Raw genomic sequence first — 25385 nt, forward strand, 5'->3', positions numbered from 1 at the left:
TCCGACTTAGACACGTGCAAGCATGAGTTCAAAACGTGCACCCACGCGCTCGGCTAGGTCTGCTAAATCACCGACCCAATCTAAAATTTGGTACAGGAACATGGCATCTAACGGGCTTAACTCGCCTTCTAGTGCCTTGAGTTTGCGGCGTAAACGAATTTGCAACGCATCGGTATCTTGCTCAATGACATCGAGCTCTTTAATCAGCCGGTCAACGATTTGACGCTCGCGGCCTTTGAAGCCAGCTTCGAGCAAGTCATCGAATTCACCGATAGTATCGCGCGCTTTATCAGAGGCATCTAAACAGCGCGTCAGATACTCATCGAATGCTGCAACCATCGACTCAGGGATCAGCATTTGCCGACCCGTAACAAGGCCGGAAATATCTTTGGCTTTATTGGCGATACGATCTTGCTGAGAAACCAACTCTAACAAATCGGTGCGCTCAACCGGCATGAATAATCCACCCGGCAGATTCAAGCGAATGTCACGCTTAAGCTCATCGGCAGCACGCTCTTTCAGCACGATCATTTCACGACATTCGTGCGCTTTATCCCAATCATTTTGATAGACAGCTTGGAAGAAGGGTTTGAGCAGTAAAGCACATTCATGCACTTGCTCAATATGGTCGATCATCGGTTTGATCGGCGACTTGGCAAACATACCAAGAAACGAATTTGCAGACATAAAGTTTCGCCTTTGTTGCTGCTAGTAGTTAATAGTAGACGGCATCCTTAACGGATGCCGCGCATACTATCCAAACTGTTAAACTGACGCAAAGATTTTAAAAACTATACACCAATGTGACGGCGGTTTCGGTATCTAATTTCTCTTTGCTGGGGTCGTCTAAAAATGAATTGTGGGTACCAGAGATACTGAACTTGAGCGCTAGTGAACTATTCACATTGGCTGAAATTGAGACTTCGGCACGGCTTTTAGTATTCACTTCACCAATTTCAGTAGCGGCTAATGCATTGAACTTAGAGTTTTTGCTGACATCCCATACTAAATTACCCGCAATACGCAGAATTGCACTGCTCTCTTGCTCTTGCACCACACCATTGATAATAGGTTTGTTGAGCGAGTAACCCGGACCTATTTCATAATCAGCAAATAAGCTCTCACTGTAGCGATAACGGGCACCATAACCGACCGCCACGGTACCTTGATACTCGTAACCACTAAATTTGTCTTCTTCATACGAGGTAAAAACAAATAGCGACGAACGGCTTTCTGGAGAAAACTTATAGTTGGACTGCGCCGAAATAAATAACTTGTCACCCGTGGTAGCTGTCACCCCAGTGGTTTGGTTTTCTTGCTCGGCGCGATAATAATCAATAACGCCTTTGTGACGCCAATTTTCATAATCGCGGGCAGCACTCAGTTTACTGCGTAAGGTCTCAGTTTTGGTGTTACCTGAGGTGTACAGCAGCCCAAGTTCAGCGCTTGCATCCCAGTCTTTTTTCGCTTCGGTATCGAGATCGCTAGCGTCGTCATACATAAAGATCGACGCACTAGCTGGCAACGCTGTTGACATTGCGATGGCGAGAGCGATTGGCGTGATGATATATTTCACGTGTTCCCCTTGTAATTTCATAGCGCACAAAATAAAAAAGCCACAACCAGCAGGGATAAGTATAACCGCTGATTGTGGCTTGTCGATGCGTGAATTAGTTCACTTTAGCCTCTAATTCGCCCCGCTCGTAGCGTTTAAACATATCCTCGAGTGATATAACTTTAATTTTGCTGGCCTGTCCAGCGCAACCAAATGCTTCATAACGTGCTTTACAGATATCATACATGGCATCTGTTGATGCCTGTAAAAATTTCCGTGGATCAAAATTCTTGGTGTTGTTGGCCAGATGACGGCGAATGGCACCGGTTGCAGCGAGACGCAAATCGGTATCGATATTGACTTTACGCACGCCGTGCTTGATGCCTTCAACGATTTGTTCAACCGGTACACCATAGGTTTCACCAATGTCACCGCCAAAGTCGTTAATGATTTTCAACCACTCTTGTGGCACCGACGATGAACCGTGCATCACTAAGTGCGTGTTGGGAATACGACGGTGAATTTCTTTAATGCGTCCAATGGCCAAAATATCACCGGTTGGTGGTCGTGAAAATTTATAGGCGCCGTGTGACGTGCCACAAGCAATGGCTAAGGCATCAACATTAGTGGCTTTAACAAATTGCGCGGCTTCTTCTGGGTCAGTGAGTAATTGATCGTGGCTGAGTTTACCTTCAGCGCCTACACCATCTTCTTCACCAGCTTCACCGGTTTCGAGCGAGCCCAATACACCAATTTCACCTTCAACGGATACGCCACAGGCATGGGCCATAGCGACAGTTTGCTGGGTCACGCTGACGTTGTAGTCGTAATCGGCTGGGGTTTTACCATCGGCACGTAACGAGCCATCCATCATCACTGAGCTAAAGCCCAACTGAATGGAGCGCTGACAGACTGCTGGCGAGGTACCGTGGTCTTGGTGCATCACCACTGGAATGTGCGGCCATTCTTCGATGGCGGCTAGAATTAAGTGGCGTAAGAACGGTGCTCCGGCATAGCTACGTGCGCCCGCTGAGGCTTGCACAATAACCGGGCTGTCAGTGGCATCTGCCGCTTCCATGATTGCCCGCATTTGCTCTAAGTTATTGACGTTAAAGGCTGGTACGCCATAGTTGTGTTCGGCAGCGTGATCAAGTAGCTGACGTAATGAAATCAATGCCATATTATGTGCTCCTAAATTCCTATTGGGTTTGGCTCGTTAGCCATTTAATGCGCGTTCTTCCAGAATCGCGACGGCTGGCAATTGCTTGCCTTCCAAAAACTCTAAAAATGCTCCACCACCGGTCGAGATGTAGCTGATTTTATCAGCGATGCCATACTTATCAATGGCCGCCAGTGTATCACCGCCACCGGCAATTGAAAAAGCTGAACTCGCAGCAATAGCTTGGGCCAAGGCTTCGGTACCGGCACCAAACTGATCAAATTCAAACACCCCGACTGGGCCGTTCCATACAATAGTGCCGGCGTTTTCGATGATTTTTGCGAACGCCGCGGCAGTATCTGGGCCAATATCAAAAATCATATCGTCGGCAGCAACCGCGCTGACTGCTTTGGTGCTAGCCGCTGCCGTGGCACTAAATTCGGTGCCGGTAACCACATCGCTTGGTAGTGGAATATCGCCGCCCTTGGCGCGGGCAGCCGCAACCAAACGCTGTGCTTCTGGGACTAAGTCGGCCTCATACAACGATTTACCAATGGCGTGACCGGCGCCAGCAATAAAGGTATTGGCAATACCACCACCAACAATCAGCTGGTCAACAATACCGGACAGCGACTCGAGTACCGTGAGTTTGGTACTGACTTTTGAACCGCCGACAATAGCGACTAATGGCCGTGCCGGGTTGGCTAGTGCTTTACCGAGCGCATCGAGCTCTGCTGCTAACAGTGGCCCAGCACAGGCAATCGGGGCATATTTTGCTACACCGTGGGTGGATGCTTGGGCGCGGTGGGCGGTGCCAAAGGCATCCATCACAAACACGTCACACAGCGCGGCCAACTGCTGCGCTAGGGCATCATTATTCTTGCCTTCACCTTTGTTAAAGCGCACGTTTTCAAACACCACTAACTCGCCAGCTTGCACCTCAACGCCGTTGAGGTAGTCGCTGACCAAGCGAACTGGCACTGACAAGGCTTGCTGCAGGTAATCGACCACCGGCTGCAACGATGATTCAGCGTCATAAACGCCTTCTTCAGGGCGGCCTAGGTGTGACATCACCATCACTTTGGCGCCTTTTTGCAACGCTAGCTCAAGGGTTGGCAGCGCCGCTTTAAGGCGCGCATCTGAACTGACTTTGCCGTCACTAATGGGCACATTGAGATCTTCCCGGATCAGCACCCGCTTACCGGCTAAATCTAGATCGGTCATATTGATTACAGGCATGGTTATTTCCTTATCGACTCAGCAGACTGTCGCGCTAGCATTACGCCAACGGTATCGAGCATGCGGTTAGCAAAGCCCCATTCGTTGTCACACCAGCATAGAACTTTAATTAATCGCTTATCGGCGACCCGCGTTTGCGTGCCATCGACAATACTTGAACGTGGATCATGATTGAAATCAATCGATACCAGTGGCTCATCCACATAGCCCAGCACACTGGCCATGGGCCCACGAGCGGCATCGCTAAGCACCTGATTGACCTCGGCTAACGATACCGCGGTGTTGACTGTGACGCTCAAGTCCATGGCGGTAACATTAGTGGTTGGTACGCGCACTTGAATGGCTTCAAAGCGCCCAGCAAATTTGGGCAAAATACGTTCAATACCGCGCGCTAAGCGGGTATCCACTGGAATAATTGATCGCCCAGCGGCGCGTGCTAAGCGCAAATCGGGGCTGTAGGCATCAATCACTTGTTGGTCGTGCATGGCGGCGTGAATGGTGGTGATGGCACCGCTATCAATCCCAAAAGCTTGGTCAAGCACTTGAATCACCGGCACAATACAATTGGTGGTGCATGAACCGTTGGATACCCAACGATGCTGTGCCGCTAGGGCATCGCTATTGACCCCAAATATGGCGGTAAAATCTAGGTCGGCATCGCCTGGCTGCGAGAACAATACCCGCTCCACACCAACCTCGGCATAGGCTTGACCATGCTGGCGGGAGCCATGCACACCGGTACAATCAAGCACTGCATCAAGCTCAAGTTGCTGCCACGGCAACTCAGCAATAGTCAGCGCTGATGACACCCCGATTGTATCAGCACCCACTTGCAAGGTGTCTTGGTCAGGGCTGGTCACCGCCATGGCAAAGCGGCCATGGCTGGTGTCATATTTTAGTAAGTGCGCCATACTCTGCACCGGCGCGAGCTCGTTAATCGCCACCACTTCAAGGTGCTGCTGGTAGCCACGCTCATACAGCGCCCGCAACACCGAGCGACCAATGCGGCCGAAACCATTGATGGCTATGCGATAACGCCGCGCTTGGCTCAAGCCAATAACTCCTGCGCCTGATGAACGATATTCTCAACGGTGAAGCCAAAATGCTTAAATAAATCACCCGCTGGTGCGGATTCACCAAAACTGTTCATGCCGATGATGCGGCCATGCAGACCAACATACTTGTACCAGTAATCGGCAATACCCGCTTCCACTGCAACACGCTTGCTCACTGCAGCTGGCAGTACCTGCTCGCGATAGCTAGCTGGTTGCGCGTCGAACACATCGGTAGCTGGCATCGACACCACACGCACGGCATGACCAGCGCTGCTGAGCTGCTCGGCAGCTTGCATGGCTAAGGTGACTTCTGAGCCGGTGGCAACCAGAATCAACTCTGGGGTGCCGCTGCAATCGCGCAGCACGTAACCGCCGCGGGCAATATTGGCGAGTTGCTCAGCATCACGCCCCTGTTGTGGCAGATTCTGGCGACTGAAAATTAACGCTGTTGGCCCGTCTTGGCGCTGCAATGCCGCCTGCCAAGCTACCGCTGATTCGACTTGGTCGCAGGGGCGCCAAGTGCTCATGTTCGGGGTCATGCGTAAGCTGGCGGTTTGCTCAACCGGCTGGTGGGTTGGGCCATCTTCGCCAAGGCCAATGGAATCGTGGGTATACACAAAGATACAGCGCTGTTTCATCAACGCTGCCATGCGCACGGCATTACGCGCATACTCCATAAACATCAAGAAAGTGGCGCCGTACGGCACAAAACCACCGTGTAAGGCAATGCCGTTCATCATGGCTGACATGCCAAATTCACGCACACCGTAATAGACATAGTTACCGCTGGCATCGTCGGCGCTGATACCTTTTGAACCGCTCCACAGGGTTAAATTGGAGCCCGCTAAGTCGGCTGAGCCACCGAGTAATTCTGGCAACAGTGGGGCAAAGGCATTAATGGCATTTTGCGAGGCTTTGCGGCTAGCGATAGTAGCTGGGTTGGCTTGCAATTGCTCAATATAGCGTTGCGCTTGGGCGGCAAAATCGGCTGGCAGATCGCCGTTTAAGCGGCGTTCAAATTCGCTCGCCAGCGCTGGGTACGCCGCACGGTAAGCATCAAATTTAACCTGCCAGGCGGCTTCAGCGATGCTGCCGCTGCTGCGCGCATCCCACTGCTGATACACTTCAGCGGGGATTTCAAACGGGCCATGGTTCCAGTTCAGTTGCTGCCGAGCTGCAGCAATTTCATCAGCACCTAACGGCGCGCCGTGACAGCTCTCAGTACCCTGCTTGTTGGGCGCGCCAAAGCCAATAATGGTTTTACAAATAATCAGTGTGGGGCGGCGCACCTCAGCTTGCGCTGCGGTAATGGCCGCTTCAACAGCATCAGCGTCGTGGCCATCGAGCGGGCCCAGCACCTGCCAGCCGTAGCTTTCAAAGCGCATACGGGTATCGTCGGTAAACCAGCCCTCTACTTCGCCATCAATGGAGATACCGTTGTCATCATAAAACGCAATCAGTTTGCCCAGCCCCAGAGTGCCAGCCAGTGAACAAGCCTCGTGCGAGATGCCTTCCATGAGACAGCCGTCGCCCAAAAAGGTATAGGTGTAGTGATCCACGATTTGGTGCTGCGGGCGGTTGAACTGCGCGGCTAAGACTTTCTCGGCCAGCGCCATACCCACGGCATTGGTAATACCCTGACCCAGCGGCCCCGTGGTGGTTTCTACCCCAGGCGCATAGCCAAATTCTGGGTGCCCTGGGGTTTTTGCATGCAACTGGCGAAACTGTTTAAGGTCATCAATGCTCAGATCATAGCCGCTCAAATGCAGCAATGAATAAATCAGCATTGAACCATGACCATTAGATAACACAAAACGGTCGCGGTCAGCCCACTGCGGGTTATTGGGGTTATGCTTGAGAAACTTGCGCCACAACACTTCGGCGATGTCTGCCATACCCATTGGCGCGCCCGGATGACCCGAGTTGGCTTGCTGAACGGCATCCATACTTAAAGCGCGGATAGCGTTCGCTAGGTGTTGGCGTTGGGAAACTGCAGTCGTCATAAAAAACCCCGAAGTGGATAGCATCAATGATGACGCGTATTGTCCACATTTCGGGGCTTTTTAGCAAATTAGATGTCAGCGCGAAGCGCGTCAACCTTGTCGGTTTGCTCCCACGGGAACTCGTCACGACCAAAGTGGCCATAGGCCGCTGTAGCACGGTAAATGGGCCGCTCTAAATCCAGCATTTTGATGAGCCCATATGGGCGTAAATCGAAATGACGACGCACCAGAGCAATCAAGGTGTCTTCGTCATGACGGCTAGTACCGAAGGTTTCAATACTGATGGAGGTCGGCTCAGCCACGCCAATGGCATAGGAAACCTGAATTTCGCAGCGCTCAGCTAAGCCAGCAGCGACCAGGTTTTTCGCCACGTAACGAGCGGCATAGGCAGCACTACGGTCAACTTTCGATGGGTCTTTACCGGAGAACGCACCACCGCCATGACGAGCCATGCCACCATAGGTATCGACAATGATCTTACGACCGGTCAAACCACAGTCGCCCATAGGACCACCAATGACGAATTTACCGGTTGGGTTGATGAAAATACGCTCGCTGCTGGCGGGCCACCACTGCGCTGGGATCACCGGCTTAATGATATGTTCAATCACTGCTTCACGGAGATCTTTCTGGCTAATCACATCGGCGTGCTGGGTCGATAACACAATGGCGTCAATGCCCACCGGCTTGCCGTTTTCATAGACAAAGGTCAGCTGACTTTTTGCATCTGGGCGCAACCATGGCAAGGTGCCATCTTTGCGCACCAAGGCCTGCTGCTGCACCAAGCGGTGTGCATAGGTAATCGGTGCCGGCATCAATACGTCGGTTTCATTGGAGGCATAACCAAACATCAAGCCTTGGTCACCAGCACCTTGATCTTCAGGGCGGGCACGGTCAACACCTTGGCTAATATCCGGTGATTGCTTGCCAATAGCGTTTAACACTGCGCATGAGGCGCCATCAAAGCCCATGTCAGAATGCACGTAGCCAATTTCACTGACGGTACGGCGGGTGATGTCTTCGATATCCACCCAAGCATTGGTGCTAATTTCACCACCCACCAGCACCATACCGGTTTTGACGAAGGTTTCACAGGCCACACGGGCATGTGGATCTTCAGCCAGAATGGCGTCGAGGACGGCATCTGAAATTTGGTCAGCAATTTTATCTGGATGCCCCTCGGACACCGACTCGGAGGTAAAAACGTGCTTGCTCATGGTGGCTAAACTCAGCTAAAAACGGTGATAAAAAAAGTGCGCGTAGTCTAGCAGACTGGCCACGCACTTTCCACATTTAGACGTCTAAAAGTCTTTATTTCTGATTGAGCGTACTCATATCGATAACGAAACGATATTTCACATCACTTTTCAACATCCGCTCGTAGGCGTCGTTGATGTCGTCCATAGCAATCATTTCAATGTCAGCAACAATGTTGTGCTCGGCGCAGAAATCCAGCATTTCTTGGGTTTCTTTGATGCCACCAATCAGCGAACCAGCTAAGCTGCGTCGCTTGAAGATTAAATTGAATACATTCGGCGATGGATGCGCCTCTGCTGGGGCGCCTACTAGGGTCATGGTGCCATTGAACCGCAGTAATGCTAAGAAGCTATCCAAGTTATGCGGAGCTGCGACGGTATTCAAAATAAAGTCGAGTTTATTCGCCCACGCCGCCATTTGCTCTGGGTCTTTCGAGATCACCACATGGTCAGCGCCCAAGCGTTTACCGTCGGCAACTTTATTGCTCGAAGTGGTAAATAGCACCACTTCGGCACCCATTGCTTTGGCTAATTTTACCGCCATATGGCCAAGGCCACCCAAACCAACCACACCGACGCGATGACCCGGACCAATATTCCAATGGCGTAATGGTGAATAGGTCGTTATACCGGCGCACAACAACGGTGCAACAGCTGCTAAGTCGAGTTTATCCGACACCCGTAACACGAAATCTTGGTCGACAACGATATGGTTTGAGTAGCCGCCAAAGGTATGGCCGCCAAGATGCTTGTCATCACCATTATAGGTTCCCACAAAACCATTTTCACAATACTGCTCGAGGCCCTCAGCACAGCAGTCGCAGCTGCGGCATGAATCGACTAAACAGCCCACACCGACGGTATCGCCTACTTTGAACTTGGTCACGTTACTGCCTACGCGCAGTACGCGGCCGACAATTTCATGGCCTGGTACCACTGGGAAGCGCACCCCAGCCCATTCGCCGCGAGCAGTGTGTAAGTCAGAGTGACACACGCCGCAATAATCGATGACAATTTCGACATCGTTGCCGGTTGGCTCACGACGCTCAAATTCAAAGTAATTTAACGGCTGATCGCCAGCTTGGGCGGCATATCCAATAGCTTTGCTCATAATTATTTGTCCTCGGTGGTGGTGTCAGCTGGGTACAACAGGCCCTCGGCAACACTTTGTGTGAGCGGGTGATAACCCGCCTTCGCTTGTTGATACACGTCCCGTGCCCAGCTTAGGTTATCTGGGGTTCGGGCCAGCTCGCGATACAGTGGGCTGACTAATTTATTGCGACCAATAGTTAGCAGGTAACTACGCAATCTATCACGTGCTGGTTCATATTTTTTGATAATTGCTAACTTTAACCAGGCATGGGCAATCTCGCTGTTTTGACTATCTGTGAGTTTGAACTCACGATCTAAACGCGCCATGTTGACCGCTGAAATATCTAACGGCAGGTTATTAATGAAATGCAGCCATTCATGGGTGGTCCAGCCCGCTGGCTGCAACTGCCCACCTTTTAGCCAACGCTGAGTTTGCTGCTCAACCTTGGTAAAAGCATCGGAGCTAGGCCGTGGCGCATCGACTGGTAAACCAGGCTGATGCAACCATTGGTCGATTTTGGCGATAGTTACTTCGCTTGGATATTTAGCCAACAATTCGGCTTGCAGATACGCTTTCAAGGTAGCGGTATCAATACTCTTAAAGGCGAAATCAGCAAAATACTGGCGTAAGAATTTATCGAAATTCTGGCGCCCAAATTGCTGCTCTAGGTAAACTAAAAACAGTTGGCCTTTTACGTACGGTACTTGCGAGAAGGCATCATCGGGGTCGCGTTGGCCGAGCTCAAGATGCATCACTTGGTCGCCTTCCGGCAAGCGCTGCAAATCAGCCATCAGGTCTTGATAGCCCAGTGACAACTCCATTTGCGCGTGCTCGGTGCCGAATAATGCTTCCATAATGCGGTTTTCAACGTAGCTGGTGAAGCCTTCGTTGATCCATAAGTCGCGCCAAGTGGCATTGGTGACTAAATTGCCCGACCATGAATGCGCCAGCTCGTGGGCAATCAGGTTAATTAAGCTGCGGTCACCGGAAACCACCGTTGGGGTGATAAACGATAAGCGTGGATTTTCCATACCACCAAACGGAAAGCTCGGTGGCAACACCAATAAATCGTAACGGTCCCACAAATATGGGCCGTACATTTGCTCGGTGATATCGATCATGCGCGGGGTATCAGCAAACTCCCAGGCGGCGGCATCAACAATGTATTGTTCCGCGAAAATCGCCACTTGCTGGTTGATTTCTTTAATCGCAAGGTCACCTGCAGCTATGGCGATCAGATACGGCGGAATAGCTTGCGGCATGGCGAATTCATAACGCCCCGGGCGCTCATCACCCAACGGATTATTCGCACTCATGACCACTAACAAGCCAGGCTTGGTGGTGACTTCGGCGCTATAGGTCAAGCGCAGCGCCGGGGTGTCTTGAATCGGGATCCAGCTGCGCGCATGAATAGCTTGAGATTGGCTAAACATAAATGGCTGCTGTTTGCCGGCAGTTTGCTCCGGTGTAAGCCACTGCAAACCACTGGCAGTTGGCGCCGAGGCATAATGAATACGAACTTTGTCGGCTTTATCACCAATCTGCACGGTCAGCTTTTGCCCCAGTGCCGGGTGGGCCTCAGCCAGGGTAAAGGTGGTATCTTGCCAATCACCGTTGACGGCAATTTCAGCTTTACTAATAGTGAGCTCGCGGGTATCGAGATGAATTTCGCTAGCATCAGTATGGCGGACTAAATCGTAGCTGGCGCTTCCGCGCACTTCACTGCGCTCAAAATCTACCGTTACCGCTAAATGCAAATGACTGGTGCTGACCTGGTCAAGCGCGGCGTAGCTGTGTAAATCTTTGCTCATTGCGGGGGCGGCATTGGCCAGCGTAACTAACGCACAGGCGGCTGCTAGCACCGGCTTAATCGGCTGCTTGAGGCTCATTGATGACTCCTGAAAATCGCTTCAACATAAATTAACAATAACTGCATGATCCGTTGCTGTGGCGCTCAGGTCAAATGCTTTTGCTACTGACGGTTTAGCCGTTGGTCTGCTAAGATGCAGAAAAGTGTGAACGAGATTAATGTATGCGCAAACCGCGAATTTTCCATGACTTACCATTAACTGCCAGCCCCTTAGCAGTGGGGGCGGTGCTGCAGCTTGGTGATGATGCGGCTAATCATGTTGGCCGGGTATTACGTATGCAGGTTGGTCAGGCGCTGCAACTGTTTAGCGGTGATGGCAATAACTACGATGCCAGCATTGTGCAGGTCGACAAGCGTCAGGTTCAGGTGCGGGTGGATGCAGTAACCGCTAATTCCAGCGAAGCGCCGGTGGCGATTCATTTGGGCCAAGGTATTTCGCGCGGCGACCGCATGGACTTTGTGTTGCAGAAATCGGTGGAGCTTGGGGTGAGTGCTATTACCCCACTATTTACCGAACGCTGCGGGGTTAAATTGACTGGCGAGCGGCTGGATAAAAAGCAGCAACAGTGGCAAAAAATCGTTATTGCCGCCTGCGAGCAAAGTGGTCGCAGTGTGGTGCCGCTGGTGCATCAACCGCAGTCGCTGCAGGATTGGCTCAACCAGCTTCCGCCAGCGTTGCGCTTAACTCTTGACCCACATGCCACGACACCGCTGCAACAGCAGGTGGTGGCAGCTGAACGCATTCAGCTGTTGATTGGCCCTGAGGGTGGTCTGACCGACAGCGAAGTAAGCCAAGCGCAAGCGCATCAGTTTGCCCCAGTACGCCTAGGCCCGCGTGTGTTGCGTACCGAAACCGCGGCATTGGCCGCATTAACCGTGATTCAGTATCAGTTTGGCGATCTTGCCTAACTGCTGCGTTAGTCGTTTACGAGGATAGCTCATGAAACTTGCCATGATTATGGACCCCATCGCCAGCATCAAAACCTACAAAGATACTAGCTTTCGCTTACTGCTAGAGGCGCAAGCGCGGGGCTATGAGTGCTATTACCTGGAGCTCGCCGACCTCTCTATTGTGCAGGGTGAACCGATGGCGCGTGCCCGCAGCGTTAGCGTGCGTGACCAAGCCACTGACTACTTCACCTTGGGCGAAGCCAACGAACAACCATTGGCTAATTTTGACGTGATCATGATGCGCAAAGATCCGCCCTTTGATATGGAATATGTGTACGCCACTTATATGTTGGAGTTAGCGGAACAGCGCGGCAGTTTAGTGGTAAATAAGCCGCAAAGCCTGCGCGACTGTAATGAAAAACTCTTTACTGCTTGGTTTGCCGAGCACACACCGCCAACTATTGTCAGCCGCCGTGCGGAGCAAATTCGCGCCTTCCATCAGCAGCATGGCGATATTATTTTGAAGCCTTTAGATGGCATGGGTGGTGCTTCGATTTTCCGCGTCGCCGCCGATGGCGCCAACCTTGGCGTGATCATTGAAACACTGACCAATCACGGTCAGCAATTTGCTATGGTGCAACGCTACTTACCGGCTATTAAAGACGGCGATAAGCGTATTTTGATGATTGACGGTGAAGCCATGCCGTATGCCCTCGCACGGGTACCATCGGCCGGTGAAACCCGCGGTAACTTGGCCGCTGGTGGCAGCGGTCGACCACAACCGCTGAGCGATAGCGACTGGGCTCTAGCTCGCGCTGTGGGGCCGGAATTGCAACGTCGTGGCCTGTTACTCGTCGGCCTTGACGTGATCGGCGACCGCATTACCGAAATAAATGTCACCAGCCCTACTTGCATGCGTGAAATTGAGGCCGCATATAACATCAATATCGCCGGTCAGTTATTTGAGGCCATTGAACGCTATCGCCAGCACTAGTGTTGGCTTGTTGTTGTGAGGTAGAAACGCTGTATGGAAACCTTAACCAGCTTAGAAAATCACTTTTTAATTGCCATGCCGACTATGGATGACCCATTTTTCGCTCGTGCCGTGACCTACATTTGCGAGCACAACAAAGATGGCGCTATGGGGTTAGTGATTAATCAGCCGGTAGATGTGACCGTAGAAAGCCTATTGCAACAACTTGAAATTGTGGTGCCCAGTAAAAGCCCAGTGCTGCAAAAACCGGTATTTGCCGGCGGCCCGTTAGCGCGCGACCGCGGCTTTGTGCTGCATGCGCCGGATCATGGCTGGCGCAGTTCGGTAAAGCTGAGCGAGCAAGTGATGATCACCACCTCCAAAGATATCCTCGAGGCCATGGGCCAAGGTCATGCGCCAGAACGGTATTTGCTGACCTTAGGTTATGCTGGTTGGGAAGCTGGACAGCTGGAACGTGAGTTAGCCGAAAATAGTTGGTTGGTGATCCCTGCCGATGCGGAGATTTTGTTCAACACACCTATTCGCGAACGCTGGCAGCGCGCTACCGCGAAATTAGGTATTGAACCATGGCAACTAGGCCCAGATGTGGGGCATGCATGAGCCAAATTTTAGGCTTTGATTTTGGTACCTTTAGTATTGGCGTAGCGGTGGGTCAGCGTATCACTGGCACCGCTTCGCCGCTGGCCGCGCTGCGTGCCAAAGATGGTCAGCCCAACTGGGATGACGTGAGTAAACTCATCAGCACCTGGCAACCTAAGGAGCTGGTGGTAGGCTTGCCACTGAATATGGATGGCAGCGAACAGCCGCTGACCGATATGGCGCGAAAATTTGCCAACCGTTTGCACGGCCGCTTTGGCTTACCGGTGCATCTGCAAGACGAGCGCTTAACCACGGTAGCAGCGAAAGAATCGCTGTTTTCCCGTGGCGGTTTCAAAAACCTGCAAAAAGAAAAGGTGGACAGCGCTGCTGCCCAACTGATCCTCGAAGACTATCTGAGTCGTTCCGCCTAGGTTTATAAGTTTTCTTCAGCGTACTGGGCTAAATTACTACGCACCACGCCGTTTAAATTAATGGTCGCGCTGCCCGGATAATCCTTAAAGCGCTCAACAATATAGGTTAAGCCTGAGGTCACCGCGGTCAGATAATAGCTATCAATTTGCGCCAAGTTACCCGAACAGATGATTTTGGTACCCTGCCCACAGCGGGTAATAATGGTTTTTAACTGTGACGCGGTTAAGTTTTGCGATTCATCGAGGAGTACAATGGCATTCTGAATACTGCGGCCGCGCATAAAGTTCAGCGATTTAAACTGAATATTGGCCTTATTCATGATGTAGTTCATGCTCGATTCCATGCTTTCATCATGTTTGTGCAGTACTTCTAATGAGTCGGTGATAGCCGCCAGCCACGGTGCCATTTTCTCTTCTTCGGTACCCGGCAGATAACCAATGGATTCGGCAATTTCAGGGGTGTTACGGGTGACGATAATTTTTTCGTAAATACCCTGTTCAACCACCTGTTCAAGAGCGGCAGCGAGCGCTAGCAGAGTTTTACCGCTGCCGGCGGGGCCAGTCAAAATCACCAAATCAATATTCGGGTCCAGCAAGGCGTTCAAGGCCATGGCTTGGTAGATATTCTTCGGGTGAATGCCCCACGCTTTGTAAGACATCATCCGCTCAAAGCCTAAATCATGCAGGCGCACAAATTGGTTATCGTAACCCACCACTTTCGCGGCAAAGGTCTCGCTTTGGTCGACAATATATTGGTTGCGAAATACCGCTGGCAGTACTGAGCGTTCAACTTCATGAAAGGTTTCACGACCCTCTTGGACGGAAGTGACTTCACCCACGCCATCCCAAAAATCGCCCTCTACTTCAACAAAACCTTTAGAGAGAAAGCGAATATCGTCGATCAACTGGTCAGTACGGTAATCTTCAACCAGCTTCACCCCTGCGCCTTTCGCTTTTAAGCGCATATTGATGTCTTTGGTCACCAAGACTACTTTGGCTTTGCTGTGCTGCTTCTGTAATTCCAAGGCGGCCTGAATGATGCGGTGATCATTCTCGTGCAAATTCAGCGCTGAATCACTTTGCTTGAGTTGATAGTCAGGGAAAATCGACAAGGTACCCTGGGCATGATGGGCGCCCTGCATAGCCGCTAATGGCACACCCGCCAGGATTTGCTCCGGGGTGGCATCTTTCAGTGCATTTTCTAACGAGCGAATAGCAACTCGTGCCTCACGGCTGACATCTTTATGGCGATCTTTGATGTTGTCGAGTTCTTCAAGAACCACCATGGGAATAACCACGTGGTGTTCTTCAAAGTTTAAAAAGGCGAGCGGTTCGTGCAGAAGGATATTGGTATCGAGCAGGTAATACTTGGATTGAGTTTCAGGCATGCAGTACCTCAGCAGCGGTTATGAACTATAGTTATGATGCGCTAAACCTTACTTACTTAAGACTAGCGCAGTTTTTATGAAAAGGGTGTGAACATTCGATTTTTTTTCGTTACCATGTGCGCCCTTTTTCGAGGTCTTCTTAGGTAAGGTTGTTCGGGCATGGCGCAAGCGCAGATAAACACTGACATGGATAGCGAGTTTCAGGTCGGGCAACGATGGCTCAGTGAAACTGAAACGGACCAAGGTCTGGGTCTCATTACACAGGTGCAAGGCCGCCTTATCAGTGTATTTTTCCCCGCTACTGATGCCTTACGCCAATACGCTCGTGACGCTGCGCCACTGGCACGCTTTACCCTACTAATCGATGAACGCGCACAACATGCCGAAGGCTGGTGGTTTCGGATTACTGCTCGGAGCGCCCGCAATGGCTGTTGGGTGTATCAAGGCGAGCGCGAAGATGATCAACAAACGGTCAGCGTGGCCGAAGCACAGCTGGCCGCCAATGTCGCCACGCAACAACCTTTGACACGCATGTTGGCAGGTAAAATTGATCGCCTGGATTTATTTCGACTACGCCAACAAGCACAACAGTATTTGCGCCGCTGGCAACACAGTCGCATGGCTGGGCTGTTGGGTGCGCGGGCGCAGCTACTGGGCCACCAATTGTATATCGCCGCAAGTGTTGCTGATCGCTTTCAACCGCGGGTACTGCTGGCCGATGAGGTTGGCTTGGGTAAGACCATCGAAGCCGGCTTGATCATGCAACGGCGGCTGCTCACCGGGCGCAGTTCACGGCTGTTGGTGGTGGTACCAGACAGTCTCTGTCACCAATGGTTAGTGGAGCTACAGCGCCGATTCGCGCTGCGCTTCAGTTTGTTTGACCAAGAACGTTGCGAGCAAACCGCGCTCAGTAGTGATGCGGTTTTTGCTAGCGAGCAACTGGTGCTGCTACCGCTGAGCATGCTCAGCAAACCGTTTTGGTTCGCCGAACTTATCGATGTACCCTGGGATTTGCTGGTCGTCGATGAAGCCCATCAAATTGCCCCAGAGCAGCCGCATTTCAGTGCGCTACAACAACTCTGTGAAGCTATTCCAGCATTGCTGTTATTAAGTGCCACCCCTGAACGGGCTGGCAGCGAGGCTCATTTAGCACGGCTGCGCTTGCTCGATAGCGACCGCTTTGCCGATGCCGAAGCCTTTGCTCAAGAGCAACACAATTACCGTGCCCTTGCACCACTGGCCCAAGCGCTAGCGCAGGCTCAAGCGCCGTTGCTGTTGGACCGCCTACTTGACCTCCACGGTACCGGCCGAGTGATGTTTCGCAATAGCCGCGCCCACATTGGCGGCTTCCCCGAGCGTCAGCTGCGCGCAGTGCCACTGCCAGCCAGTAGCGATAGCTTTCAAAGCCGTGCCGACTGGCTTACAACGCTGCTGAAACAGCAGCGCCAGCATAAATTTGTGGTGATCTGCCGAGAACCTGAGCAGGTGTTGCAGCTGAGTGATCACTTGCGCATTGGTCACGGCATTCATGCCGCGGTGTTCCATCAGCACATGAGCTTACTGGAACGTGATCGCGCGGCGGCGTATTTTGCCAGTGAGGAAGATGGCTGCCAGCTGCTGATTTGTTCCGAGATTGGCAGCGAGGGGCGCAACTTTCAGAGTGCGCAAAACTTGGTGTTGTTCGACTTACCGCCACACCCTGATTTACTCGAACAGCGCATTGGCCGGCTGGATCGCCTCGGACAAACTGGTGCAGTGATTATTCATGTGCCGGTGGTAGCTGATAGTGCCGAACAAATTTGGTTCCGTTGGTACGACAGCATGCAGGCCTTTAGCGCCCCGAACCCGGTGGGCGCGCAACTGTATCAGCAATTTGCGGCGCGATTAAAGACGCTGATTGAGCAGCAGACCAGTGCCGACGCTGACACCCAACTTATCGCGACACATGTTGACGCGCTATGTGAGGAAACCCGCATTGCCGCCCAGCAATTCCGTGAAGAAGTTGCCGCCGGTCGTGATTTACTGCAAGAACTGAATGCTTACCGCCCACACGCAGCGGCGGCCATCATCGACACCATTCGCGACTTTGACGACGACCCACAGCTGGTCAGTTTTATGCAGGCGTTTTGGTTGGCGTTTGGGGTCGATTACGATGAACTCAATGCTCACAGTGGCTGGCTACGCCCTACCGAACAATTACGAGTGAATCTACCGGGCCTACCCGAAGATGGCCTGACCGTGAGCTTTGACCGGCAGTATGCGCTGGCCCATGATGATGTGGAATTTTTAAGCTGGGATCATCCGCAAGTTCAGCACGCACTGGAATTATTCAGTGAACATCACTTCGGCTGTACCGCCGTGGCGCTGCTGAAGAACCGTGCGTTACCGGCCGGCAGTTGGTTCCTTGAAGTGTTTTTTAGTAGTGTCGCTGTTGCACCAGCACCGGCGGTTGCCGCCGAGTTCTATCCACGCCAAACACTGCGAGTATTACTCGACAGCCAAGGTCGTGACTTATCCACGAAAGTTGGCAGTCAGGGCTTTGATAGCCAGTTGCAACGGGTTGATAAACAAACCGCCCGTGGTTTGCTGAAACAGCTACGACCGCAGTGGCAGCAATTGCTGAAGCAAGCCTGGGTACCCGCTGAACAGCAGCAACAGCAGCTTGCTGCGGGTGCTTTAAAGCAGCTCGAGGGTGAATTAGACCGCGCGCAACAGCGCATGCAACAATTGCTCCAACGCAATCCGCAGGCACCTGCCGTTGAATTAGCGGCGCTGCAGCAACGCCGCCAGCAACTGCTGCAAGGTATTACTCAGCCGTTGTTGCAACTTGATGCGGTGCGCTTAGTGGTGAATTTACCAACATGACCTTACTGCGCTATGACCCACCCATGCAGCCTTATTTGCGCATACTTTATCGCGACGACGATATCGTGGTGGTGGATAAACCTAGCGGGTTGTTGAGTGTGCCGGGCAAAGAGCCGCAGCATTATGATTCGTTGTATACGCGGTTATTACTGGTATTGCCAACGGCACGGGTGGTGCATCGCTTGGATATGGCCACCTCAGGGATTGTGCTGTTTGCCCTCAATAAGCCCGCGCAAGCGGCGATTCAGCGCCAGTTTGAACGCCGCACGGTGCAGAAAAGCTACCGCGCGCAAGTCTATTGCATGCCACCGGCGCAGGCGGGCTATATTGATCTACCCATGCGCTGTGATTGGCCTAATCGACCGCGGCAAATGCTTGATTTAGTGCTCGGTAAAAGTTCACAAACTGCTTACCGTGTGCTGCATACCAACGCTGTTGGTGCGGTGTTAGCGTTAACCCCAATCACCGGTCGTTCGCATCAACTGCGCGTGCACATGCAAGCACTGGGCACGCCCATCTGTGGTGATAAGTTTTATGCCGAGGGTGAGGCATTCACTGCCGCACCGCGCCTGCTGCTGCATGCCGAAACACTGCAGTTCACCCACCCCAGCAGCGGCGCACTGCTGCGTTTTGAGTGCGCGGCCGAGTTTTAATTAACCCGCTTGCTTGATTAATTCGTAGGCTGCTTGAATTTGCTGCGCTTTTTGCTGTGCACTGGCGCGCATCTCCGGCGGTAGCCCCTGTGCTGCGAGCTTATCCGGGTGATGTTTCGCCATTAATTTACGATAAGCACGTTTCACCTCGGCCGCTGAGGCGCTGCGCTCTACCCCAAGCACGGCATAAGCATCGGCCAACTGCTGTGCCGACGATGGCCGGGCACTGCGGCCTTGCGCTTGCTCATGGTATGACTGACCGCCATGGGACTGATACTGTTCAAAACGGAAGCGTGCCTGAGTCATTTGCAGCATCATGTCGAGCTGCAACTTACTTACCCCAAGTGCAGCTGCTACTTTGCGAATTACCTCATATTCGGCAGCTTCGAGCTGACCATCGAGGAGCGCCGCAACAATCACCTGCCCCAAAAAGTAGTTGAGTAAGTCGCGCCGCGCGACACCGCCTTGGCGTAACGCTTGTACTTGTTGCTGTACTTGGTAATCAGCTTGCTTGCCACGATTAAATGCGGCCATGGCTGCTTGTCGAGCCTCACCATCAAGGCGCAGTTCGTCTAGCCGTCGGCTAGCAAACTGAATATCATCTGCGGTGACACGGCCTTTAGATTTGGCTAGATGCCCCAGCACCTCAAAAAAGGTCAGTAAAAATTGTTGCTGCCGGGCGCCTTGATTGGGTGAGCTGCGCAGTGCTTGCTGCAATGATTTATCAAACCACCAGCCAATCGCAAACCCGACTACCGCGCCAGCAAAACGTGCCAGCATGAAACCAAATAACGTGCCTAATAACCGACCTATCATGAATTCCTCGCAATGGCCTAGCTACGTTGGGGCGCGGCAACAGCCAGACTAAAAATAAACTGAATTTTCACAGCAATTAAGCTGCTTTAATGTTCGCCACACTAAAATCCGTAGCTTAGCAAATGGCAGGGTAACAAAAATTGCTTTATCATACCCTGCAAGACGCCAAGAATAACATTAGGTCACCAACGAGATGCGGAAAAATTTAGCCTACAGCACATCGCTCGCACTGTTCCTCAGTGCTGCCGGAAGTACTGTGGCAAATGCCCAACAATCTGCAGACGCTTATGGCGTATGTGCAGTTCCGCAAGCACTGATTAAAAATACCGCAAAGCCGTTTGTGCAGTTGCCTATGGGCGCCATTGGTGTGCGCGCCGATCGCGCTGATGTCGCCTCTGATACGCAAGTGGCATCATTCTTTGGCAACGTTGAAGTGCAACTGGATGAGCAACAGCTATGGACCGAACAAGCGCAAATCAACCAGCAATCCGGCAATATCAATGCCAGTGGTGCCACGCGCTTTAGCGACGGTTACGTGCAAGTGGCAAGTGAAAACTTTCGTCTGAATTCGGCAGAAAACCGTGCTTACCTGAGCGGTGCACGGTATCAGATTGGTAGCACCGGAGCGCACGGCAAAGCCGATTTATTAGCGCTTGAACCGCAGCAAGTGATCCTTAGTGGCTCTACCTTCACCACTTGCCCCAGCGATGACCCGGCCTGGCAGCTCAGTGCTCAAACTATCCAACTGAATGAAGATGAAGCTTGGGGCGAAGCCTGGCATGCACGCTTTGAGTTGTTTGGAGTACCGGTACTTTATGTGCCGTATATCAATTTTCCCATCAACGATGAACGCAAAAGTGGTTTGCTGTTTCCGACCATACGCTCATCGCAACAGAACGGCTTTGAAGTCGAACTACCCTATTACATCAATATTGCCGCCAACCAGGATGCTACTATTACACCGCGCTACATGGCCGAACGCGGCCTGATGATGCAGGCTGAGTATCGCTATCGGAGTCAGAATGGTGGTGGTGAATTTAATCTTTCTTATTTAGGCAATGATAAAGCCTACACCAGTGATAATTCGCGCTTTCAATGGCGCGTCGAGCATCAGCAGGTATGGAGCGAACAATGGCGCACCTATGTGCATGGTGTTGGCATTAGTGATGACGACTATTTGAGTGATTTTGGTAGCGACTTTGCCGGTCGTGCTGACGCCCAGTTATATCGTCATGCGCAAGCTGATTATCGCAGCGATAGTTGGCGCGTGACCATTCGTGCGGAAGATTTTGAATTGCTCGGTAACTATCGGTCGCCCTATCGCACCCTGCCGCAAATTAGTAGCGTCTACGTGGCGTCAGGTGCTCTTGATTTAGAATATCAAGTCGCCTCCGAAATCAGCCATTTTCGCAATCAGGATGATAGTCGCGACTATGCCACCCGAGTGCATATTGAACCACAGGTACGCTATCACATGGAGCGCCCGGGCTATGATTGGCTCGCTGAAGTCGGCTACAGCTACACCTATTATGATCAAGCTGAAGACCTCGCCAGTGGCCGCAGCGCTAACCCAAGCCGTGGTCTGCCGCATGTGCGCTGGCGTGGGCGGCTCAATTTTGAGCGGCTGCTGAGCTTCGCTGGTAAGGATTATCGGCAAACCTTAGAACCGCAAGTACAGTATTTATGGACCCCCTATCGCGATCAGTCGGGTATCGGTATTTATGACGCCACGCTGATGCAAGACGACTACCGTGGTTTGTTTAGGGCCCGCCGCTTCAGTGGTCTTGACCGTATTGCTGATGCCAATCAAGTGACTGTGGGCGCCTCCAGTAGCCTGTACGACAGCAGTTCTCGCGAAGTATTTCGGTTTAGTGCGGCGCAAATTTATTACTTTGAAGATAGCCGAACGGAACTACTGGGTAACACCGGTACGGTGACCGCTAGTCGCTCAGATTTAGCCCTAGAAAGTCGCATTCGTATCTCTGATCGATGGTACTTTAATAGCGCCTTGCAATACGATATGGAACTCAACCGCACGCAAAAGAGTCAGACAGCAGTAGAGTATCGCAAGGACCAAGCGAACTTGGTGCAATTTAGCCATCGTAACGTCACCACGTTATTGGGTGATAATATCGAACAGCTCGGTGTTCAAGCGGTCTTCGAGCTATCACCACAGTGGCAATTAGCCAGTAATTGGTACTACGATTTAGGGCAAAAGCGTACCAACGATGCACTGTTTGCCGTACAGTACAGTGATTGTTGTTGGGCCTTCCGTATCGGTGCCTATCGGCGTATTAATCGTAGCGTCGCCGAAGCACTAGGAAGCCCCATTGTAGGCACTCCAGAGTTCGATAACGGTATTAGTGTGCAGTTTATAATCAAGGGCTTAGGTAGTGACAAGCGCAGTTTAATCGATTTACTCGAGCAAAGTCTGTTTGGCTACCGCCACCCATTTCATTTAAGTAACTAGGTCGTTTACATGAATAAATTAGTTAAGTGGTTAGGCATGATGCTGATTGTCGTCAGCAGTGCTGTCAGCCAAGCCCAAGAAGTGCTCGATCGGGTCGCCGTTATTGTTAACGACGGCGTGGTGTTAGAGAGTGAAATTCAACAAATGTTAACCCAAGTCAAGCGTAACGCTGAGGCGCAAAAACTGACTTTGCCAGCGGACAGCGTATTGCGGGTGCAGGCGATTGACCGCTTGGTATTACGCGAACTGCAAATGCAAATGGCGCGTCGTGTTGGTATTGAGGTGAGTGATGCGCAATTACAACAAGCCTTAGTGACCATGGCCCGTGAAGCCGGTGCCACACTCGACGAAATGCGTGAAGATATTGAAGCAAGCGGGCTAAGTTGGCAGGCTTATCGCGAAAATATTCGCGATGAAATGGTTACCGGCGAAGTGCAGCGCGGTGCAGTGCAGCGACGCGTCTACGTTTCGCCACAAGAGGTGGATAACCTCACCAAAGTCATTGAACAAATGGCCGAACAAGAAACCGAATATCGCCTCGGTCATATTTTGGTGGCAACGCCTGAAGGTTCGACTGCCGAACAGATTCAAAAAGCGCGCGATAACGCCGATATTCTATTATCTCGTCTTCGCAATGGTGCCGATTTTGCCCAAGCAGCGATCACCTCATCGTCTGGCTCGTCAGCGCTTGAAGGCGGTGATTTAGGCTGGATGAACATCAACGCTATGCCGACCTTGTTCGCTGAAGTAGTACGTGGCAAAGAAAAAGACACGTTAGTTGGCCCACTGCGCAGCGGCGTTGGTTTTCATATTCTGAAAGTACTTGATACCCGTGGTGTTGATCGCGTCGAAATCGTTGAATACGAGGCACGCCATATTCTCATTACCCCGTCGATTATTTTATCGGACGCACGTGCCAAAGAAATGCTGGACGGTTATCGTCAACAACTGTTAGCCGGCGAAGCTGAATTTGCTGACTTAGCGCGCGAACATTCAGCGGACCCAGGCTCAGCACAACAAGGTGGTAGCTTAGGCTGGTCTGATCCAGAAATATTTACCCCAGTATTTCGTGACACCATCAAGACCACCCCGGTCGGCGAAGTGAGTGAGCCCTTTAAGACCGAGTTTGGCTGGCATATCGTTGAGGTACTAGGTACACGAGTGCAAGATACCACCCGTGCCAGTAACCAGAATCGCGCTTATCAAATGCTGTTTAGCCGCAAATACCAAGAAGAACTGGAAAACTGGCAACAAGAGATCCGCGACCAAGCGTATATCGAACAGGTTGAACTATGACGGTAAAGCGGATTGCCTTCACCGTAGGCGAGCCAGCAGGCATTGGTCCTGATCTGGCAGTCTACCTGAGTCAATCTGCATGGCCTATAGAACTGGTGGTGTTAGCCAGCGCTGAATGCTTACTGCAGCGCGCTGAGCAACTCGGCATAGCGCTCACCTTGCGCGACTACCAGCCACAACAGCCTGCACAAGCGCAGGCTGCTGGTAGCCTCACCTTGTTACCCTGCGACTATACCGAGAGCATTCAGCCGGGTAAGCTCAATGTTGCGAACGCCGCCGCAGTTATTGCCACGCTTGAACGCGCTGCACACGGCTGTTTGCAGGGTGAATTTGCCGCTGTGGTCACCGGCCCAGTGCATAAAGGTATCATCAATGATGCCGGTATCGACTTCTCTGGTCATACCGAATTTTTTGCTGAGGTGAGTCAGACCAAGCAGGTGGTGATGATGCTCGCCAGCGCTGATTTGCGGGTGGCGTTAGTGACCACTCACTTACCTCTTGCCAAAGTAGCACAGGCTATCACCGGCGAGTTAATTGAACAGGTTACGCAGATTGTTGCGACTGATTTACAACACAAATTTGGGATTGCTCAGCCGCGTATTGTGATGACCGGTTTAAATCCACATGCCGGCGAACAAGGCCATTTGGGCCGCGAAGAAATCGACATTATTAGCCCAGCTATCGCTCGATTGCAGCAGCAAGGGATTGATATCAGCGGGCCATGGCCAGCCGATACCTTGTTCCAACCAGACTATTTGCAACATGCCGATGTAGTGATCGCGATGTACCATGATCAAGGCCTACCGGTGTTGAAGTATCAAGGCTTTGGCCAGGCGGTTAATATTACCTTAGGGTTGCCTTTTATTCGCACCTCTGTCGACCACGGCACCGCGCTTGATAAAGCCGGTCGTGGCACCATCCACAGCGGCAGTGCACAACTCGCTGTGCGTACAGCAATTGATATGGTATCTGCATGAGTCAAACTCACTTAGGCCATCGCGCTCGCAAGCGCTTTGGGCAAAACTTTTTACATGACCAGTTTGTCATCACCGATATCGTTGATGCCATCAATCCTCAGCCTGGCGAGAATCTGGTCGAGATTGGTCCGGGTCTAGCCGCATTGACCGAGCCAGTGGTAGAACGTGCTGGCCATTTGACCGTGGTAGAACTCGACCGCGACTTAGCCGATCGGCTTGAACGCCATCCGTTGTTGGCCAGTAAGCTGCAGGTTCATCGCGGCGATGCCTTGAAAACTGATTTTCGGCAATTTGCTGATAACGGCTTGTTACGCGTATTTGGCAACCTACCCTACAATATTTCTACACCGCTGGTATTCCACTTACTGGAACAGCTGGATATCGTGCAAGATATGCATTTTATGCTGCAAAAAGAGGTAGTTGAGCGCTTAGCAGCAGCACCGGGTAGTCGCGATTATGGCCGTATTAGTGTGGCCGTTCAGCAGGCCTGTGCGGTAGAGCTGGTGTTATTGGTACCACCTGAAGCCTTTACTCCCGCTCCCAAAGTAGAGTCTGCCATAGTGCGCTTGCAGCCTTATCGTGAGTCGCCGTACCCGGTCACCGACCGCGCAACACTGCATAAAATTTGTTTGGTGGCCTTTAATCAACGGCGCAAAACCATTCGTAATAACTTGAAGCAGATCATCAGTGATAGTCAACTTGAAGCATTGGGGATTGACCCCGACGCGCGCCCAGAAACCATAGCGGTGGCGGATTACTGTAAGTTGGCTAATTGGTACCATCAACAACTATAGA

At 51.9% G+C, this 25385-nt stretch carries 21 protein-coding genes; 10 read left to right on the plus strand and 11 right to left on the minus strand.

The genetic code is table 11. The features are described from left to right. Positions 1-6: 6 nt before the first annotated feature. From EFO84_RS02660 to EFO84_RS02700, 9 genes are all read right to left on the minus strand, one after another. Positions 7-687, minus strand: coding sequence for a TIGR00153 family protein (locus tag EFO84_RS02660; protein WP_127346522.1), 681 nt, complete (start codon positions 685-687; stop codon positions 7-9). Positions 688-784: 97 nt separating this feature from the next. After that, a complete protein-coding gene (locus EFO84_RS02665) occupies positions 785-1576 on the minus strand; it encodes a DUF481 domain-containing protein (RefSeq protein ID WP_240642631.1) in 792 nt (263 codons plus the stop codon). Positions 1577-1670: 94 nt separating this feature from the next. Beyond that, positions 1671-2735, minus strand: a complete 1065-nt coding sequence (fba, locus tag EFO84_RS02670; protein WP_127346523.1) for a class II fructose-bisphosphate aldolase — start codon at positions 2733-2735, stop codon at positions 1671-1673. A 36-nt stretch (positions 2736-2771) separates the two neighbouring features. Then, complete coding sequence (locus tag EFO84_RS02675) at positions 2772-3953, minus strand: phosphoglycerate kinase (protein ID WP_127346524.1); 1182 nt, start codon at positions 3951-3953, stop codon at positions 2772-2774. Between the two features lie 2 nt (positions 3954-3955). Next, positions 3956-5005, minus strand: coding sequence for an erythrose-4-phosphate dehydrogenase (gene epd / locus EFO84_RS02680; protein WP_127346525.1), 1050 nt, complete (start codon positions 5003-5005; stop codon positions 3956-3958). Then, positions 5002-7011, minus strand: coding sequence for a transketolase (gene tkt / locus EFO84_RS02685; protein WP_127346526.1), 2010 nt, complete (start codon positions 7009-7011; stop codon positions 5002-5004). The genes epd and tkt overlap by 4 nt, the downstream gene beginning before the upstream one ends. A gap of 68 nt (positions 7012-7079) precedes the next feature. Further along, a complete protein-coding gene (gene metK, locus EFO84_RS02690) occupies positions 7080-8228 on the minus strand; it encodes a methionine adenosyltransferase (RefSeq protein ID WP_127346527.1) in 1149 nt (382 codons plus the stop codon). Positions 8229-8322: 94 nt separating this feature from the next. Continuing rightward, entirely contained in the window at positions 8323-9378 is a 1056-nt protein-coding gene (locus EFO84_RS02695; RefSeq protein WP_127346528.1) for a zinc-binding dehydrogenase, read from the minus strand. Positions 9379-9380: 2 nt separating this feature from the next. After that, complete coding sequence (locus EFO84_RS02700) at positions 9381-11249, minus strand: M1 family metallopeptidase (protein WP_127346529.1); 1869 nt, start codon at positions 11247-11249, stop codon at positions 9381-9383. Between the two features lie 143 nt (positions 11250-11392). Here EFO84_RS02700 and EFO84_RS02705 point away from each other — a divergent pair, with 143 nt between their 5' ends. The 4 genes from EFO84_RS02705 to ruvX are packed head-to-tail and all read left to right on the plus strand — an operon-like array spanning position 11393 to position 14125. Beyond that, positions 11393-12139 carry a 16S rRNA (uracil(1498)-N(3))-methyltransferase gene (locus tag EFO84_RS02705; protein WP_127346530.1) on the plus strand — a complete coding sequence of 249 codons (747 nt, stop codon included), beginning with the start codon at positions 11393-11395 and terminating at the stop codon, positions 12137-12139. Between the two features lie 31 nt (positions 12140-12170). Next, positions 12171-13115, plus strand: coding sequence for a glutathione synthase (gshB, locus tag EFO84_RS02710; RefSeq protein WP_127346531.1), 945 nt, complete (start codon positions 12171-12173; stop codon positions 13113-13115). A 33-nt stretch (positions 13116-13148) separates the two neighbouring features. Next, positions 13149-13715, plus strand: a complete 567-nt coding sequence (locus tag EFO84_RS02715; protein WP_127346532.1) for a YqgE/AlgH family protein — start codon at positions 13149-13151, stop codon at positions 13713-13715. Further along, positions 13712-14125 carry a Holliday junction resolvase RuvX gene (gene ruvX / locus EFO84_RS02720; protein ID WP_127346533.1) on the plus strand — a complete coding sequence of 138 codons (414 nt, stop codon included), beginning with the start codon at positions 13712-13714 and terminating at the stop codon, positions 14123-14125. Before EFO84_RS02715 ends, ruvX begins: the two co-directional genes overlap by 4 nt. Before the next feature lie 2 nt (positions 14126-14127). Here the strand turns inward: ruvX and EFO84_RS02725 are convergent, their stop codons facing one another. Continuing rightward, entirely contained in the window at positions 14128-15513 is a 1386-nt protein-coding gene (locus EFO84_RS02725; RefSeq protein ID WP_127346534.1) for a PhoH family protein, read from the minus strand. A 159-nt stretch (positions 15514-15672) separates the two neighbouring features. Between EFO84_RS02725 and EFO84_RS02730 the strand changes: the two genes are divergently transcribed. Both EFO84_RS02730 and EFO84_RS02735 read left to right on the plus strand, forming a co-directional pair. Continuing rightward, positions 15673-18378 carry an SNF2-related protein gene (locus EFO84_RS02730; RefSeq protein ID WP_127346535.1) on the plus strand — a complete coding sequence of 902 codons (2706 nt, stop codon included), beginning with the start codon at positions 15673-15675 and terminating at the stop codon, positions 18376-18378. Continuing rightward, the gene (locus EFO84_RS02735) at positions 18375-19031 is read left to right on the plus strand and encodes a pseudouridine synthase (protein ID WP_127346536.1); all 657 of its coding nucleotides are present in this window, start codon (positions 18375-18377) and stop codon (positions 19029-19031) included. The genes EFO84_RS02730 and EFO84_RS02735 overlap by 4 nt, the downstream gene beginning before the upstream one ends. On the opposite strand, the gene djlA is transcribed toward EFO84_RS02735, so the two are convergent. Next, positions 19032-19847, minus strand: coding sequence for a co-chaperone DjlA (gene djlA, locus EFO84_RS02740; protein WP_127346537.1), 816 nt, complete (start codon positions 19845-19847; stop codon positions 19032-19034). A gap of 193 nt (positions 19848-20040) precedes the next feature. On the opposite strand from djlA, the gene EFO84_RS02745 reads away from it, so the two are divergent. Genes EFO84_RS02745 through rsmA form a run of 4 tightly spaced genes read left to right on the plus strand, consistent with a single transcriptional unit; the run spans position 20041 to position 25384 of the window. Beyond that, positions 20041-22317: an LPS-assembly protein LptD gene (locus EFO84_RS02745; RefSeq protein ID WP_127346538.1), complete on the plus strand. Its 2277-nt coding sequence runs from the start codon at positions 20041-20043 to the stop codon at positions 22315-22317. Positions 22318-22326: 9 nt separating this feature from the next. After that, positions 22327-23613 (plus strand): peptidylprolyl isomerase SurA, encoded by a 1287-nt coding sequence (gene surA / locus EFO84_RS02750; protein ID WP_127346539.1) that lies wholly within the window; start codon positions 22327-22329, stop codon positions 23611-23613. Continuing rightward, positions 23610-24590, plus strand: a complete 981-nt coding sequence (gene pdxA / locus EFO84_RS02755) for a 4-hydroxythreonine-4-phosphate dehydrogenase PdxA (RefSeq protein ID WP_127346540.1) — start codon at positions 23610-23612, stop codon at positions 24588-24590. Before surA ends, pdxA begins: the two co-directional genes overlap by 4 nt. Further along, positions 24587-25384, plus strand: a complete 798-nt coding sequence (gene rsmA, locus EFO84_RS02760) for a 16S rRNA (adenine(1518)-N(6)/adenine(1519)-N(6))-dimethyltransferase RsmA (RefSeq protein ID WP_127346541.1) — start codon at positions 24587-24589, stop codon at positions 25382-25384. The genes pdxA and rsmA overlap by 4 nt, the downstream gene beginning before the upstream one ends. Position 25385 lies beyond the last annotated feature (1 nt).

This window comes from Pseudidiomarina mangrovi (assembly GCF_003999375.1).
GTDB lineage: Bacteria > Pseudomonadota > Gammaproteobacteria > Enterobacterales > Alteromonadaceae > Pseudidiomarina > Pseudidiomarina mangrovi.